The following is a 17,125-nucleotide window of genomic DNA, read 5'->3' as shown; positions in this document are numbered from 1 at the left end:
AAAATTAAGGAGGGGATTATCTCAGTAATTGCTTGGGTATTTCAAGTCAATTAGCATAAAAAGCCAGATTACGAGCAATTAAAATGCTAATTGCTCGTTGCTTAAGAAAAAATCACTTAATCAATTTGAATTTTAGGGGTTACGAAGATTAACAACTCTTTCTTCTCGTTAAATTCACTCGTGCTTTTAAACAGCACACCCAAATAAGGAATATCACCTAACAATGGTACTTTCTTAGTTGAATTAACAATTTGTTGTTGAAAAATACCACCAAGCACCACTGTTTGACCATTTTCTACTAATACTTGGGTTTGGATTTCTTGGGTATTGATTGCCACAGCAGAGCCTGTTGGCGTTTGTACCGTATCACCACGAGTATCTTGTGTAATTACTAAGTCTAAAATCACCTTGTTGTCAGGTGTAATATGAGGCGTTACTTCTAAGCTCAATACCGCTTTTTTGAATGTTACTGTCGTTGCGCCACTAGATGCAGCTTCAACGTATGGAATTTCTGTACCTTGCTCAATTCGTGCTTTTTGTTGATTAGCCGTCGTGATGCGTGGACTTGCGATAATTTCGCCGCGGTTTTCTTCTTCAAGCGCACTTAACTCTAAATCTAAAATAGTGCCATTAGCTAGCTTAGCGACTTGCACACCTATACTACCCGCAGGGCTTGAAACCGGTAAATTGACATTTAAGCGATCAGAAATACTTGGAATATTATCGTAAGAGCCCGCACCAAACATGCCACCTGCACCTTCTAAAGAGCCAGAAATAGCACCATCGCTTCCTACGTCACTAATACCCCAACGAACACCCAAGTCTTCTTGCACATTATCATTCACTGTCACCATACGTGATTCAATCACGACTTGCTTAACAGGAATGTCTAGGGTCTCAACCATACGACGCACACTTTCAATACTTTTTGCAGTGTCTTTGATCAGCAAAGTGTTCGTTCGTTTATCAACAGAAACACTTCCTCGCGCTGAGATAATGCTATTTGTGTCTGTTTTCAATAGGTCTGCAAACTCTTCTGCTTTTGCATAGTTAAGGCGAATATATTCGCTATAAAGCGGTTCTAAGTCTTCAACTTGCTGCTTAGCTTTAAGTTCTTTAGCTTCTCGGGCAGCCAACTCTTCAGAAGGGGCGACCATTAATATAGAGCCATCCATGCGCTTATCTAAGCCTTTCACTTTCAATACTACGTCAAGAGCTTGATCCCAAGGGACTCCTTCTAGTCGTAAAGTAATATTGCCTGTAACAGAATCACTCGTTACTAAGTTAAATTCATTGTAACCTGCGATTATTTGCAATACTGAACGCACGGGAATATCTTGGAAATTTAACGTCATTGGACGTCCTTGATACTCAATTCCCCCTTCAAGGTAAGCGCGTTGCGTATCATCTTTTTCGACAGTTAAAGTAAAAATATTCTCAATTTGCTGATGAGTGAATTTAAATGCAGCGTTTGGCTCAACCACGATACGTGTCATATTGCCTTCTTTAAACGTCTCAATATTGCTAACTACTGTGCCAAAGTCCATCACATCAAGCTGATAAAGTAGATCATCGAGAATATCAGTATGGTGGAACTCAGCAATAATTTTGCCACCACTTTCGTGAACATCTATGGCTGCTTGCGTATCTTGTAAAAATACTAACAGCCTTGCTTCGCCTTTTTCACCACGACGAAAGTCTATCGACTGAACTGTATTTATATAATTATTGGCTGCTGAGAGTGGATCCGCTATTTCGTCTCCACTAATTGGATTATCAGAAACATGCAGCGTTAGGATGTTATCTTTAGCGAACGTTTTATAGATTTTTAATTTATCTAACGATACAACGACCTTCAAACCATCAGCGGTCATGGTGCTTGTTACATGCTGAATACCTGCTTGGTTCACAGGTACATCACGCATTTCATTATCAACACCTACATTACTGAATAACATTTCGATGCGTGCTGGTGAGTTATACACCTGGACTTTTGGTTCGAATGTCAGTGCCTCATCAAACACAAGCTGTAGTTGTGTTTCGCCTTTCATTAATGGGTTATAACGCACATCATATAGTAAAGGTGCCGCAACTGCTGACTGCGCTATTAAAAAAGCAAGTGCAGCTAACATGAACTTATGCATGTTTTTAAACCAAGCCATTCCTTTATGCATATTTTTTTTACCTTTCATAAGATTAACTTGCACCATTTGTATCCGCCTCTAACATTTCTAGCTTTGTCAGACGCTCTTTCCAACAACCAGCCCCATCAGGGATTAATTCTAATAATTCTATGTAATTGTCGTGCACTTCTTTTATTTCACCATGATACAAACCAATGTAATTACCTACGGTTACGCGATAAAGCGTTTCATCTGCCGCTTTGATGAGTGCCCAAGTATTGCCAGCTCGGTTTATGGTACCTTTCATAAGCAAATTATCTAATGGGTATTTCTCAAGAGGTTGGCGAACTCGATTTGGATCAGGATGAAGACAGTTCTTCACCTGCACAAGGTTATTTTGAATAATCTCAGGCTTCGGAGCAACAAATGGGCTGCGAAGTCTACCTGCACTGTATTCAAAATATTCAAATTGCGCTATCTGTGGGATCGGTTCAACTTTCGGCGTTGTGCTAGCTTTTACCTGATCGATAAACTCTTTTTGCTCAGCAGTATCATCATTACAAGCGGCTAACGCAAAGCTCATTAATATAACTAAGGAAAGCTTCTTCATTTTTTAGTGCCCCCCTCGTAACGATATGTTTTGGCTACAACACTAAAAGTAAGCTCGCCATTACCTAAAGTTTGAATTGTAAAATCATGCAAACTAACAATACGCGGTAATTGTGCTACTTTGCCGACGAATTCACCGAATTCATGGTAAGTACCCACCACCTCAATTTTTATCGGTAGCTCTGTATAAAATTCTTTTTCAATTTCAGGTAACCAACCAATTTTTAAGAAGGTTAAACCACTTGTCGTTCCAACATAAGATAAATCATCAAGCAACCCAGGTGTTTCATTCGAGGTAGGTAAGCGCTTCAATAGTTGAGAAAATTTCTCTTCCATTTCTACCATTTGTTGGCGATACAGTTCTAAGTTGCTCGCTAAAGCATATTTTTGCTTGTAAGTGTTACGCAACTCAGTTTCTTTTGCTACGGCACTGTGATAGCTGGCAATCTCATCAGACACCAATAAGCTATAACTAAAATACAACACGATTGCAGCTACAAAAGCACAACATAACGCTTTTACAGCAATGGGCCAATCACCCATGTTTTCGAGCTCTATTTCATTCCAATCTATTTCAGTTAACGATTTGATATCAAGGTTCATTACGCGCCTCACCTATCTGATCAAACGGTTTAACATAAAAATCCATATTAAAGTCACTTAATAGTCTTGATGTCTGCTCACCTGCAACAATGCCTTGCATTACTGGGCGCTCTAGTAAATAAGAACTTTGAACTTGACGTAGCATGGTCGATAAGCGGTTATTCGATTCGCTACGACCTGTTACATGAATTTGGTCACCACGGCGCTCCAACTTAGTCAAATAGACACCTGCAGGGACTATTTTCGCAACTTCATCCATGATTTGTGTACCTAAGTTACGACTACTTTGCAGCTCTTCAATTAAACGCATTCGTTGCTGTAAGTTTTCTTTCTTTTTATCAAGCTCATTAATTTCCCTAATACGTTGATTCAAAAGAGCGATTCTCAGTATTTAAAAAGTTATTCTTTGCATCTTGGCCTTGACGAAGGCCGCTGTAAAAAGAGCTCAATAGATACATACTGATAAAGCTGACAACAACAACAGAAAAAAGCACAGTTATAAATTTATTCTGTGAGTCTTTTCTTTGCTGTTCTCGCCAGGGCAGTAAATTTATATGTGGCATGATGAAAAGCTCCTTAATGCCAGTCCTGTGGCTATTGCAAACTGAGTTCGGTGACGCTGCAGCATATTCCGATCCACTTTTGCGGAGATTTCAATGTTTGCAAATGGCTCAGCAACCACCGTATGGATTCCCAATTCTTCAATTAAAAGCCTGTCAAGGCCATCAATCATAGCTGTGCCACCCGTTAGAACAATATAGTCAACTTGCTCTTTACCACTGGTTGTTAAGAACATTTGTACTGCGCGTCTTACTTGCTGCAATAGTGATGTTTGGAATGGCGCTAACACCTCAAAAGTATAATTTGGTGGTAAATCCCCAGTTGTTTTACCTATTTCAGCTTCATCAAAGCTTTTATTATAATAAGCAACGATACTATTAGTATATTGATCGCCGCCAAATACTTGGTCACGGGTATAAATTGTTTCACCCTCTTGCACCACACTAACCAACATCAGAACAGCACCAATATCAACCACAGCGACACACTTATTGTAAGCATCGCTTGGCAACTGTTGATAGTAAACATCCATTGCTCGGCTGAGGGCATAACTTTCTACATCGACCACTGCCGCTTTTAAGTTGGCTGTTTCAAGAGCACCTACACGAGCTTGCACACTTTCAGTTCGCGCTGCCGAAAGAAGTACATTAACTTTACTTGGATCCGCTTCGTTGATAGCCAGTTTTTCAAAATCGATATTAACTTCGTCGAGGGGGTAAGGAATTAAGCTGTCTGCTTCAATAGCAATTTGTGACTCAAGTTCAGCATCAGTTAATGATACATCCATAAAAATTACTTTTGTGATCACGGTTTGCCCAGACACTGCAACAGCAGCGCGTTGTACGGATTTAGGTATTTTTCTTTTTAATTTCGCGATAACATTACCTATTGCTTCTATGTCTTGAATAGAACGTTCAGACATAGCGCCTTTAGGCATAGGTTCAATAGCTAGTGCTTCAAGCCGCAAACCAGCGTCTGTCTCCTGCAATAACACTGCCTTTATACAGTGTGATCCGATGTCGATCCCTACCATCATAGATGAAGGCTTTTTAAATAGCTGACTTAGCATGTTTGCAACTTGGCCTTTGTTTTAATAATAAACAAGTTATAATTTTTATCTGAAAAAATATTATTCATTTTTTAATCAATATATACTAGCAGTCTCCGATTCTAATTGGGAGTCCATTTAGGGAAAATATAAGTGATTTTATTAAAGCGAACTTTACAATTTATTATCATCTGCTCATTCTTAGGACTAATCACTTTAGTTGGTCTATACTATTACGTTAAACCCGACATTCCTAGCGTTCAGGTTTTAAAAGACGTTCAGTTACAGACACCTATGCAAGTTTTCTCACGAGATGGCTTATTGATCAATCAATTTGGTGAAAAACGCCGCATTCCAGTAACAATAGATCAAATACCCCAACCATTAATCGATGCAATATTAGCAACAGAAGATAATCGCTTTTATGAACATATTGGCATTGATCCAATTGGTATAGTTCGCTCAGCCATTGTACTCATATCTACCGGTGAAAAGAAACAAGGCGCAAGTACGATAACCATGCAGCTTGCCCGTAACTTCTTCTTAACCCGAGAAAAAGCATATATCCGTAAAGTTAAAGAGATCTTCATAGCTCTTCACATTGAAAGTATTTTAACTAAGGACGAAATTCTCGAATTATACTTAAACAAAATCGAATTGGGTAATCGCGCCTTTGGTATTGGTGCAGCTGCGCAAGTTTACTATGGCAAAGATTTAAACGAGTTAACTTTAGCGCAAATGGCGATGATTGCATACCTACCTAAAGCACCTTCTGCACTTAACCCTATTCGTAACCCAGTTCGCGCAAAGGCTCGTCGAAATGTCGTATTAGGTCGTATGTACACCGAAAAGTACATCACTCGAAGCGAATATGAAGAGGCTATTAACGCACCTATTACTGCAAAATTTCACGGCGCAGAAATTGAAGTCTATGCCCCGTATATTTCAGAGATGGTTCGTGCTGAAATGGTAGCTCGTTATGGTCACGAGCGCGCCTATAATACTGGTTTTAAAGTTTACACCAGCGTTGACTCTAACATTCAACAGGCTGCTCAAGATGCGATTGTTGATAACCTACACGCTTACGATATGCGTCATGGCTTCCGTGGTGCTGCGGCTCAGTTATGGGACAGCGAAAATGAAAGCCCTCTTAGCCAAGAAGAGATCTTATCTAAATTAAAAGATGTCAAAGAATTTGGTCCGCTATTAGCAGGTGTTGTCACCAACGTCGCTGAACAATCAATTGATGTGCTATTAAAAAGCGGTGAACAAGTCACTGTGCAATGGGATGGTCTAAAATGGGCGCGTAAATATATTACGCGTTACCGTCAAAGCTTTGCACCAAAAACAGCTACGGAAATTTTATCAGCGGGAGCGCAAATTTGGCTGCGTAAAAATGCAGATGAAAGCTATATCCTTAGCCAAGTACCAGAAGCATCGAGCGCACTTGTTTCACTTGACCCACAAGATGGTCGTATTAAAGCGATTGTCGGTGGTTATAGCTTTGAACAAAGCCAATACAATCGCGCAGTTCAAGCAAAACGCCAAGTAGGCTCAAACATTAAGCCATTTATTTATTCAGCGGCACTTGAGAATGGCTATACGCTTGCTTCTATTTTGAATGATGCACCAATTAATCAATGGGATAAAAGCCAAGGTGTAGCATGGCGCCCTAAGAATAGCCCGGCGGTTTATAATGGCCCTATCCGAATTCGCCGTGCACTCGCTCAATCGAAAAACGTAATTTCTGTCCGTTTACTACGTGGTGTAGGTCTTGAACGTACTGCAGATCATTTACTTAAGTTTGGTTTTTTAAATAGTGATATTAATCGTAGCGAGTCATTAGCCCTGGGTAGTGCCTCAATCACTCCTCTTGAACTAGCTCGCGGGATGAGTACTTTCGCCAATGGCGGCCACTTAATTACCCCTTACTTTATCTCTGAGATTCAGGATTCGGCAGGTACTATTTTATTTAAAACAGAGCCTGAACTTGCTTGTGATGCGCCTAAGCAAACTGTAACCCCTGAGTTTGCATCTCTTAACCAGAATCAACAGAGTTTTACTGAAGCAGAGATAACGAAAACACCTCGCTGTGCGCCTCGTATCATTTCTAAGCAAAATGCATTTTTAATTTCGCAAGCTATGCACAGTGCAATTTGGGGGGGCGGTAGTTGGACTCACAAAACAGGCTGGAGTGGTACAGGTTGGCGTGCACAGGCGCTTGACCGTCGTGATTTAGCTGGTAAAACAGGTACCACTAATGATTCGGTAGATACTTGGTTTAGCGGCTTTAATCGCAATGTAATGACTTCGGTCTGGGTTGGTTTTGATAACCCTGGAAAAGCGCTAGGCCGCTCGACTTACAATAGTAACCTCGATAAATCGCAAATATCAGGTGCAGAATCCGGCGCTAAAACCGCGCAACCTGCATGGGTCGACTTTATGCGTGCAGCCCTTGATGGTATGCCAGAAGCACCTATTGAGCTTCCTGAAGGTTTAGTATCGGTTCGAATCGACTTAGCAACAGGTCTATTGAGTCACAAAAATGATTACACCAGTCGTTTTGAATACTTCATTAAAGGCACTGCACCAACTAAGTACGTACTCGATCAACCAACAGACGTATTTGAAGAAAAGCTCAGCACAGAGGAAGAGTTGTTCTAAATAACTAAGTTGCTATAAGACATAAAAAAGCGCCCTTGGGGCGCTTTTTGCTTAGCTATTTAAACTAAGATCAGCAAAATTACTTTAGGTTATTTACCAGCCAATATAGGTCTGAGTGCACCCCAGCGGCAGTGACTTCTTTACCCGCTCCTGGGCCTTGGATCACCAATGCATTATCTGTATACCACTGTGAATTGATCACAAAGATGTTATCGCCCGGTTTAAGGCTTGCTAGTACATCATCTTTGCCAACATTGACTAAACCAACTTGAGCCTGAACCTTACCATCTACGAGTGTTATAGCACCGGTGTAGCGCACCACTTTATCTTCCGCCGCAGCTTGGGCTGCTTTTTCTGTCATGAATTCATCAAGTAGCTGTTTGTTTGCAAGGAAATCTTGCCAGCTTCCTGATGCAAGCTGTTCAGGCATCAGAGGTGTTAAAGCAATATCATCAAGCTCTAAATCAAGGCCTAAGTCACGCGCTAAAATTAGCAGTTTGCGCTGCATATCACGGCCAGATAAATCTTCACGAGGATCTGGCTCTGTATAGCCCATTTGCTGAGCTTGAAGCACTAAATCTGAAAACGGCACACTGCCATCATAACTGCTACATAACCAAGATAAAGTACCCGAGAATACCCCTTCAATGCGGTTAATGCTGTCTCCGCTATTTTGCAAATCAGCTAAAGCAAAGTTAATCGGTAAACCTGCACCCACACTGGTGTTATAACGCCATAACAGATTTCGCTCAGCCAAATTAGTGCGTAGGTTTTGATACCAGCTATTTTCTGCAGTGCCCGCATATTTGTTTGCACTGATCAAATGACAGTTAAGTTCAACAAAGTCAGGGTATAACTGACTGAACGCCTCACTGGCAGTGATATCAATCACCACTTTGTGCTCATAATCTAGTTCATTGATACGTGCTAATAATTCAGCTTTGTCGTAGCTTTGCGCTTCATTATGCCACTGCTCTTGCCATGTTTCGGTATTTAAACCACTGGCACTAAAAAGCATTTGTTTAGAGCGTAAAAGAGCAACTACTTTTACTTTGTACTGAGCAGATAAACGCGCAAACTGAGCTTGTAGTTGCGATAAGAACACTTCGCCTACATTACCAAGTCCAGCAACGATAATGGCCAACTCTTGACCTTTGTTTACCAGCTTGTCATGTAGAAGAGTTAAAACATCACTATCAATTGCCTGATCGTTTAAGATCAACACATAGTTATCGTCTTGTTGTACAAAACGAGGATGAATACTTTGCTCTTTTAAAAGCGCTGTGGCTTGCTCTGTTAGCGCAGATACATCAGCTGTTGGGGCAACTACTGCACAACCACTTAAATTTGACTCGACAATATTTGCACGGCCCGCTAAGTGGCTGACAACTTGGTGAGTGCTTTGACCTGGCACTAATAAGTAAGTATCGCCCTCTTTAGTAAAGTGATGCAGGCTGTGTTGAATTAACTGACTAAGCTCACCGACTTCACCACTGCTTAGTTTATCAACCCGTAATAAATCGATGTTATCTAAGGTCGTAATAAAACGTTTTGCTTTACTATAACCTTCTTTTACTACCTCGGTTGGCGTTGCATCACAATCAAAGCTACTTCTTACCACTAATTTAATTTCTGAGTCTTTTAACGGCGACAAGGTTTTTGCATGCAATACTGGGTTACCTAAACGCGCTAATAAGTTAGCTTGCTCGCGGCATACTTTGGCGTACTTAACCGCATTTTTAACTTTACGAGGGTCAGTACTAAATACCCCTTGTGTATCTGTCCAGATAGACACTTGCTTGGCAAAAGTATAACTCGCTAACAAAGTGGCACTGTAATCACTGCCATTACGGCCTAATGTCACCGTATTACCTTGGCAATCTGCAGCTATAAAACCCGTTACTACGTTGATATGTGTTCTGCTAATCGCATCACTGCATTGCTGTTGGTTTTTTTGATGTAAAAGCTGGCCACCATTTAGAGTAAATAGCTGTCTTGCATCAACATCTTGCGAATCGACACCTAACTGATTTAGATAAGCAGCCAATAACCGCGCCGACCACACTTCACCATGAGCAAGTAAAGGGGCTTCAAGTAACTGCTGCTGACTAATTAATTCATTTAATACAGCAAGTTCATCTTTTAACTGTGCCAACGCCTGTTGTTTATTCTGCCCTATAAGTAGCTGCTCAATAAGCGCACGTTGATTGTTATCAATAAGCAATAGAATATCGCTAACAGCTTGGCTATCTTGCTGCTGGTAACTTTGCCAAAGCTTTACCAGGGTATCGGTTGTTTTACCCGATGCCGACACAACGACGCAATCGCCCTGCTCAGTATTAGCAAGAACGATGTTCGCTACCGCATGATAACGATCTGCCGAGCTTAAGCTTGAGCCACCAAATTTATGAACAATATTTACCATTTTTCTACCACAATGCCGTATGTGCTGGCGTTAACTTAAATGACGCGTTTTGTTGTGTATCTTGCTGTGCTTGCTTAGCTTCAGCTTTTGTAACTTGCAGTCCTTGACCTGGCTTAACTAAATTGAAAACACGGTCTAAATCAGCAATGAGATCTTTTACGTCTTCAATGCCTACAGAAATACGGATCAAGGTATCGCCCACACCAGCTTCAAGACGCGCTTTAGGCTCCATGCCTGCGTGGGTCATTGTTGCAGGGTGACAAATCAAACTTTCTACCCCACCTAACGACTCAGCAAGGCTAAAGTCTTTAAGGCTTGTTAAAAACGCAGCAGCATCGTTGATGTCGCCTTTAATATCAAAGCTCACCATGCCACCAAAACCGCGTTGCTGTGCTTTAGCAAGCTCATGTTGTGGGTGAGAAGCAAGGCCAGGGTAATAAACTTGGCTCACATAAGGAGAGCTTTCTAAATACTCAGCAATGGCAAAGGCATTTTCTTGGTGCTGCTTTAGGCGTACATTTAAAGTACGTAAACCACGAAGCGTTAAGTAGCTGTCAAATGGTGCACCAGTAATACCGATATTATTCGCCCACCAAGCAAGCTCGTCGCCTAGCTCTTGCGTTGCAGCAATCACTGCACCGCCCACTACATCAGAGTGACCATTGATGTATTTAGTGGTTGAGTGCACAACAATATCAACACCAAACTCAATTGGGTTTTGTAATGCAGGTGATAAGAAGGTGTTATCAGCCGCAACCAAAGCACCACACTGCTTAGCAATACTAGTGATTGCTTTAATATCTGTTAAACGCAAGATTGGGTTACTTGGCGTTTCAATCCAAATCAACTTAGGTTTAATCGCTAAAATTTCTTGGAGATTTTCAGATTTAGTTAAATCCAAAACTTTTAGTTTTAACAGGCCACGCTTTTCAAGCGAGGTGAATAAACGATAACTACCGCCATAACAGTCATGTGGGATCACTAACGTGTCGTCACTGTTTAACAGCTGAGTGGCTAAATGCACAGCAGACATACCTGTTGCAGTGATAATACCTTTAGCACCACCTTCAAGCTCAGCTAAGGTTTCAGCTAAGATATCGCGATTTGGATTACCGCTGCGACCATAGTCATACTGGCGCTTAGTATCAAAATCAGCAAACGAATAGGTGGTTGATAAGTATAAAGGAGGCACAACCGCACCATGATGTTTATCGGCTTCAATGCCGTGACGAACAGCAATCGTCGCTTTATTTTTTTCGCTCATTTCATCACCTATTCTTTAATTGGATGTTTAGACGTCTAAAAGGTTAGATGATCAAATATGAGAAGTCAAAGCATTTATCGCTTACACATAGAAGTTTATACATTTACACCACTAGATGGCTAAATAACTAGTATTTGACTATCTTTTTTAAAGAGATAGAATTTCCGCATCTTGCGCTGTGAATAAGGCGTAAATCACTGACAACCGAGGCAACGAAACAACTTATGGCTAAATGGAACGGTGAATACATTCACCCATATGCAGAACACGGTAAAAAATCAGAACAAGTAAAAAAGATTACCGTATCAATCCCACTTAACGTATTAAAAGTATTAACTGACGAGCGTACACGCCGCCAGATCAATAACCTGCGTCATGCGACGAACAGTGAGTTATTGTGTGAAGCTTTCTTACATGCTTTTACAGGTCAACCATTACCAAATGATGACGACCTACGTAAAGACAACCCTGAAAAGGTACCTGAAGAAGTTAAAAGAATTATGCAAGAAATGGGATTAGATATCCCAGTGCTTGATTCAGAATAAGTATTTCGGTCAATCGGATCACCGCCGATAATCGCAGATATAAAAAAACTCAGCCTAGGCTGAGTTTTTTTATTGAGCGTTATACCTAAGGCTAATTAAGTTTAACGCATGTAATCTTCTGGCATATCGATTTGCGCCACACCCGACTCTACTGCCGCTTCAGCAACAGCACGTGCAATACGTGGTAATAAACGCGGATCCATAGGCTTAGGAATGATGTACTCGGCACCAAACTCAAGTGACTCAACGCCAGCCGCTTTTAATACTTCACTTGGTACAGGCTCTTTCGCGATGCCACGAATAGCATGAACTGCAGCAATTTTCATTTCATCATTAATTGCCGTTGCACGAACATCTAACGCGCCACGGAAAATGAATGGGAAACAAAGCACGTTATTTACTTGGTTAGGGAAATCTGAACGACCCGTTGCCATAATTAAATCGTTACGCGCGCTGTGTGCAACTTCTGGAGCAATCTCAGGATCTGGGTTTGAACATGCAAACACAACTGGCTTGTCTGCCATCAGCTTAAGATCGTCTGCAGTTAACAGGTTAGGACCTGATACACCAACGAATACATCAGCATCAGCAATAACATCTTGTAATGTACGCTTATCGGTATTGTTAGCAAATAATTGCTTATACTCGTTTAAGTCATCACGACGTGTATGGATCACACCTTTACGGTCAAGCATATAAATGTGTTCACGCAGTGCACCACACTTAATTAAAAGCTCCATACAAGCAACAGCAGCAGCACCAGCACCTAAACATACGATGATAGCATCTTCGATATCTTTGCCTTGCACTTCAAGGGCGTTAAGCATACCAGCAGCTGTAACAATAGCGGTACCATGTTGGTCATCGTGGAAAACGGGAATATCACAGCGCTCGATAAGCGCTTTTTCGATTTCAAAACATTCTGGTGCTTTAATATCTTCTAGGTTGATACCACCAAACGTATCAGCGATGTTAGCAACCGTATTAATGAAATCTTCTGTTGTGCGGTGTTTAACTTCAATATCAATTGAGTCAAGGCCAGCAAAACGTTTGAATAGTAAGGCTTTACCTTCCATTACAGGTTTTGATGCAAGCGGACCTAAGTTACCTAAACCTAAAATTGCGGTACCGTTTGAAATAACTGCAACCATGTTGCCTTTGCCTGTGTATTTATAGGCGTTTGCTGGATCAGCAGCAATTTCACGGACTGGTTCAGCCACACCTGGGCTATAAGCTAAAGCGAGAATCGTTAACCGTTTCGGCTGGCTTGGTTAGTTCAACACTAATTTTACCTGGAACGGGGTGAGCGTGGTAATGTAATGCTTGTTCACGAAAATCTGACATAACGCGATAGTATCCTGCAAAAAGTTAAAAAGTGAGAGAGCTTGCATCAGTACGATACCTGTAATGTATAAAAATTCCAAGTATTATCAGGTCTATCCTGTTATATGCTATATCGCTTAATTTTAAAGGATTTCCCAACAATTTCTGTGCATAGTTGCGATTAATCAGACATAAAAATTCATCTATTTATGACCTTTTAAGCACGTGTTGTTGTATTTTATACGCACGTACACTGCAATTAGCCGAAATTAGCCCAAAACAGCCATTTCAACGAAGTTCACAGCATTTACTAACAAAGTTATTTAAATTTATTATTTCTAATAACTTTTAGATACCAATACGCTTAATTAAGTAGTCTATTTTGAGACAATGAAACCTTGTTGATAGCAAGGCAAAAATTTCGTTATTTAGTTGTGTTCTAAATCAGAAATTTTTAACGCAGGTAGCGACAGGTTTAATCCCTCAAAATGATTAAGTATTATTGCGGATTGGTATACTCATTTATACAAAAAAGAATATAGCCAAGGGGTGGCACTTTGTCTGCAAAGTTAGCGACATAATGGGCATAACAGCCAGAAATAGTTATGCAAGATACATAAGTGAAGATGATAAGTAAGTGGCAGAGTTAATAATGAGTTTTGTAAATTTTAGGCATAAAAAAAGCACCCTAAGGTGCTTTTTTTAACTAAACAGCAGAGATTACTTCTTGCTGCTAAGTGCACCGAAGCGCTTGTTGAAACAATCAACACGGTCGCCAGTGTCTAAAATCTTTTGCTTACCAGTGTAAAACGGGTGACACTCAGAACATACGTCTAAGTGGATGTCTTTACAAAGAGTTGAGCTAGTTTCGAATTTGTTACCACATGAACAAGTTGCAGTGATAGCTTCGTACTTAGGGTGAATACCTTCTTTCATAGGGAACCTCTAGTTAAGGCCGTATCGCTCTCCAAACCCGAAGTCTGGCACCATACGCAGTTAATACAATTAATAGGCCGCGTATTTTATAGCTCAAGAAGCCTTACGACAAGCTTTAAATACATCTTTCGCTAAAAAAATAACCAAGTGGTCTGTTGTTCAGTATTTGTTGGTAGGTTTTTAACTGCAATTTTAGTACATTATCTTTCTATCTTTGTTTCAGTTGAGTTGTTATGCACTTTGTAGAAGTTGCCATAAAAGTCCCTTTACAGCGTACCTTCGATTATAAAGTTGAACAGCTGCTGCATAGCCCTGAGTTAAAGCCAGGTATGCGGGTTCGCGTGCCATTTGGTAGTCAAAAAAAGGTTGCCGTGGTACTGGCTCTTAAAACATCAACCGATGTTCCCGCTGACAAAATCAAGCCGATTATTGATGTTATAGACGACACGCCAGTGTTATCTGAGCAACATTTAGCGTTACTTAAATTCACAGCACGCTACTACTGTTACCCATTGGGAGAAACCATTCATACAGCACTTCCGGCGGCTTTAAGGCAAGGCGAATGCCCAGATAAAACCAGCATTAACATGGTTGAGCTAACCGATAAAGGTGCAAAGCTGCCGTCATTAAAAGCAAAAACTCAGTCAAGTTTATTAAAACAGCTAGCCGAGTCGGGCAAGTCATCGGTCACAGAATTAAAAGCGCTCGGATTTACAAAAAAAACCATCGACAGTCTGCTTGATAAAGAACTGATCACCCAGTTTATTGAGCATGATAACCAATGGCAGCAACGCGCGCCGACTGTCGGTAGCAAGCCGGTGCTTAATAAAGAGCAAGCTGTTGCCTGCACCAGCATTAACCAAGCTCGTGGCTTTACAAGCTTTTTGCTTGAAGGAGTTACCGGAAGTGGTAAAACCGAAGTGTATTTGCAATGCCTAGAAGAAGTACTGAAAAAAGGTCAGCAAGCCTTAGTATTAGTGCCTGAAATTGGCTTAACACCCCAAACTGTCAACCGCTTTCGTCGTCGCTTTCCTGATACGCCAATTATGCTATGGCACTCAGCACTAACAGATAACGAACGCTTACAAACTTGGCGTTTTTGTGAAAAAGGCAGCTGCGCCATAGTGATCGGCACACGTTCAAGTATTTTCTTGCCCTTTTTATCTCTTGGCATGATCATCGTTGATGAAGAACACGACAGCTCGTTTAAGCAACAAGATACATTGCGCTATCATGCTAGAGATTTAGCCGCTTATAGAGCATACCAACATAATATTCCGCTCGTTCTAGGCAGTGCCACACCAGCACTTGAGACCTTACATAAAGCAATTAATAACAAATATCAGCTGTTGAGCCTCACTGAACGGGCCCAAACCAGTACTGATAACCAGTTCCAATTAATGGACATGAAAGGCCAGCCTGAGCAAGCAGGGATTGCCCATGCCAGCCTTGCCTATATGCGCCAGCATTTAGAACGTGGTAAGCAAGTGATGGTGTTTTTAAACCGTCGTGGTTTTTCGCCTACCCTTATATGCCATGAGTGCGGTTGGCTAAGTGAGTGCTCACGTTGCAGCACCAGTGCAACCTTTCATAAAGCCATTGGCCAGATGATTTGTCACCACTGTGGTGAACAACACCAAGTGCCTCATCAATGCCCTGATTGTGGCAGTACGCAGATTTTTCCAAATGGCAAAGGCACTGAACAAATCGAAGAGTTTTTAACACAAACCTTCCCTGACATTCCGATTAGTCGTATCGACCGAGATTCAACTCGTCGTAAAGGCAGCTTAGAAAAAGCCCTTGATGATATTAACCAAGGCGGTGCGCGCATCTTAGTTGGCACGCAAATGTTGGCAAAAGGCCACCACTTTGCCGATGTTAGCCTTGTTTTAATCCTAGATGTAGACAGTGGATTATATTCGTGTGACTTTCGCGCCACTGAACATTTAGCGCAACTTGTTACGCAAGTGGCAGGCCGTGCAGGTCGCAGTGGCGAACCTGGGCAAGTATTATTACAAACTCACTTTCCTGAGCACCCGCTACTGCAAGACTTAGTTAATAATGGTTACCAAGATTTTGCCCGTTACGCACTGACAGAACGAGAAGACGCGCAACTTCCACCAATCACAAATATGGCTATGGTACGTGCCGAAGGACATAACATAAATCAAGTGATGGATTTTTTAACTGATTTGGTTCCTGTACAGAACGTATCTGGTATACAATTGCTCGGTCCGATACCCGCACCACTAGAACGTGTGGCAGGTAAATATCGCTTTCAGTTACATATTCAGGCGCAGGAACGCTCCCACTTACACCAATATTTAGCGCAAATGGTCGACTATATAAGTACCAGTAAATTAGCGCAAAAGGTGCGTTGGAGCTTAGATGTCGATCCTATAGATATGATTTAAAGGCCAATTAAGAGTCATGGCACAGCACGATTACATAAATAAAAAACCAGCAAATCGAAATAATAAAAAACAAGCCCCGGCGAAAAAGCCTTTCCCTATTATTCTTGTTTTAATTGCGCTTATCTTAGTAGGCGGGTTTGGTTACGGCCTATGGTATATCAAACATAATGCTGATCCTGAGTTAGTAGAGCAGCAAGCAAACCCTACTAAAAAAGAAGAAGTAGTTATTCCACCACCTAAGACACCTGAATTTATCAAAGAGATTAAAGAGCACGAAGTTCAGGTTGAAGTAAAAGAGATTGAACAAAAAGGCCCATATGTAATGCAATGCGGCTCTTTTAGAACATTAGAGCAAGCACAAACATTAAAAGCTAAAATTGCTTTTGCCGGCTTAGTGGCCGAAGTGAAGAAAACTGAGGGCAGCAATGGTATTTGGTATAAAGTGCGCTTAGGCCCATACGAAACCAAACGTTTAGCCGAAAGTGACAAGAATAAACTTAAACGCATCAAAATAATGGGCTGCGGAATTTGGCTTTGGACTTGATTTTAGTTCATTCACCCATATAAACACCTCATCAATCGCTTTTTACGAGCGGCCTTGCCGCTCGAT

11 protein-coding genes and 2 pseudogenes are annotated in these 17,125 nt (G+C 41.2%); 4 read left to right on the top strand and 9 right to left on the bottom strand.

The annotated features are described in order from the left end of the window. Positions 1-116: 116 nt before the first annotated feature. From ACRWSG_RS11160 to ACRWSG_RS11140, 5 genes and pseudogenes are all read right to left on the bottom strand, one after another. Positions 117-2,210, bottom strand: coding sequence for a type IV pilus secretin PilQ (locus ACRWSG_RS11160; protein WP_138599276.1), 2,094 nt, complete (start codon positions 2,208-2,210; stop codon positions 117-119). Next, entirely contained in the window at positions 2,197-2,733 is a 537-nt protein-coding gene (locus tag ACRWSG_RS11155; protein WP_462166294.1) for a pilus assembly protein PilP, read from the bottom strand. Before ACRWSG_RS11155 ends, ACRWSG_RS11160 begins: the two co-directional genes overlap by 14 nt. Continuing rightward, positions 2,730-3,335, bottom strand: a complete 606-nt coding sequence (locus ACRWSG_RS11150; protein WP_054552807.1) for a type IV pilus inner membrane component PilO — start codon at positions 3,333-3,335, stop codon at positions 2,730-2,732. The genes ACRWSG_RS11155 and ACRWSG_RS11150 overlap by 4 nt, the downstream gene beginning before the upstream one ends. Beyond that, positions 3,325-3,898: pseudogene (locus ACRWSG_RS11145) on the bottom strand (PilN domain-containing protein). The gene ACRWSG_RS11150 and the pseudogene ACRWSG_RS11145 overlap by 11 nt, the downstream one beginning before the upstream one ends. Continuing rightward, a complete protein-coding gene (locus tag ACRWSG_RS11140; protein WP_054552809.1) occupies positions 3,886-4,965 on the bottom strand; it encodes a pilus assembly protein PilM in 1,080 nt (359 codons plus the stop codon). Before ACRWSG_RS11140 ends, ACRWSG_RS11145 begins: the two are co-directional and overlap by 13 nt. A gap of 132 nt (positions 4,966-5,097) precedes the next feature. On the opposite strand from ACRWSG_RS11140, the gene ACRWSG_RS11135 reads away from it, so the two are divergent. After that, positions 5,098-7,608, top strand: coding sequence for a penicillin-binding protein 1A (locus tag ACRWSG_RS11135; protein WP_462166293.1), 2,511 nt, complete (start codon positions 5,098-5,100; stop codon positions 7,606-7,608). 79 nt (positions 7,609-7,687) lie between these two features. Here the strand turns inward: ACRWSG_RS11135 and metL are convergent, their stop codons facing one another. Both metL and metB read right to left on the bottom strand, forming a co-directional pair. Then, positions 7,688-10,033, bottom strand: a complete 2,346-nt coding sequence (gene metL / locus ACRWSG_RS11130; protein ID WP_462166292.1) for a bifunctional aspartate kinase/homoserine dehydrogenase II — start codon at positions 10,031-10,033, stop codon at positions 7,688-7,690. A gap of 4 nt (positions 10,034-10,037) precedes the next feature. Next, positions 10,038-11,297: a cystathionine gamma-synthase gene (gene metB, locus ACRWSG_RS11125; protein WP_054552812.1), complete on the bottom strand. Its 1,260-nt coding sequence runs from the start codon at positions 11,295-11,297 to the stop codon at positions 10,038-10,040. Between the two features lie 224 nt (positions 11,298-11,521). On the opposite strand from metB, the gene metJ reads away from it, so the two are divergent. Then, positions 11,522-11,842, top strand: a complete 321-nt coding sequence (metJ, locus tag ACRWSG_RS11120; RefSeq protein ID WP_036973203.1) for a met regulon transcriptional regulator MetJ — start codon at positions 11,522-11,524, stop codon at positions 11,840-11,842. Positions 11,843-11,943: 101 nt separating this feature from the next. Here the strand turns inward: metJ and ACRWSG_RS11115 are convergent. Beyond that, positions 11,944-13,186: pseudogene (locus ACRWSG_RS11115) on the bottom strand (malic enzyme-like NAD(P)-binding protein). A gap of 699 nt (positions 13,187-13,885) precedes the next feature. Continuing rightward, on the bottom strand, positions 13,886-14,101 hold the full coding sequence (gene rpmE / locus ACRWSG_RS11110; protein ID WP_462166291.1) for a 50S ribosomal protein L31: 216 nt from the start codon (positions 14,099-14,101) through the stop codon (positions 13,886-13,888). Between the two features lie 233 nt (positions 14,102-14,334). Here rpmE and priA point away from each other — a divergent pair, with 233 nt between their 5' ends. Further along, positions 14,335-16,515 (top strand): primosomal protein N', encoded by a 2,181-nt coding sequence (gene priA / locus ACRWSG_RS11105; protein WP_462166289.1) that lies wholly within the window; start codon positions 14,335-14,337, stop codon positions 16,513-16,515. A gap of 16 nt (positions 16,516-16,531) precedes the next feature. Next, on the top strand, positions 16,532-17,059 hold the full coding sequence (locus tag ACRWSG_RS11100) for an SPOR domain-containing protein (protein WP_130167267.1): 528 nt from the start codon (positions 16,532-16,534) through the stop codon (positions 17,057-17,059). Positions 17,060-17,125 lie beyond the last annotated feature (66 nt).

The organism is Pseudoalteromonas sp. GB43 (assembly GCF_054923805.1).
Note: the sequence above shows the minus strand (reverse complement) of the source record. Positions and strands in the feature narration are given on the sequence as shown.

Bases quoted from the DNA above. Each gene is read 5' to 3' on its own strand.
- priA (WP_462166289.1), top strand. From the start codon at position 14,335: ATGCACTTTGTAGAAGTTGCCATAAAAGTCCCTTTACAGCGTACCTTC.
- ACRWSG_RS11155 (WP_462166294.1), bottom strand. From the start codon at position 2,733: ATGAAGAAGCTTTCCTTAGTTATATTAATGAGCTTTGCGTTAGCCGCT.
- metB (WP_054552812.1), bottom strand. From the start codon at position 11,297: ATGAGCGAAAAAAATAAAGCGACGATTGCTGTTCGTCACGGCATTGAA.
- ACRWSG_RS11150 (WP_054552807.1), bottom strand. From the start codon at position 3,335: ATGAACCTTGATATCAAATCGTTAACTGAAATAGATTGGAATGAAATA.
- ACRWSG_RS11160 (WP_138599276.1), bottom strand. From the start codon at position 2,210: ATGGTGCAAGTTAATCTTATGAAAGGTAAAAAAAATATGCATAAAGGA.
- metJ (WP_036973203.1), top strand. From the start codon at position 11,522: ATGGCTAAATGGAACGGTGAATACATTCACCCATATGCAGAACACGGT.
- ACRWSG_RS11100 (WP_130167267.1), top strand. From the start codon at position 16,532: ATGGCACAGCACGATTACATAAATAAAAAACCAGCAAATCGAAATAAT.
- ACRWSG_RS11140 (WP_054552809.1), bottom strand. From the start codon at position 4,965: ATGCTAAGTCAGCTATTTAAAAAGCCTTCATCTATGATGGTAGGGATC.
- rpmE (WP_462166291.1), bottom strand. From the start codon at position 14,101: ATGAAAGAAGGTATTCACCCTAAGTACGAAGCTATCACTGCAACTTGT.
- metL (WP_462166292.1), bottom strand. From the start codon at position 10,033: ATGGTAAATATTGTTCATAAATTTGGTGGCTCAAGCTTAAGCTCGGCA.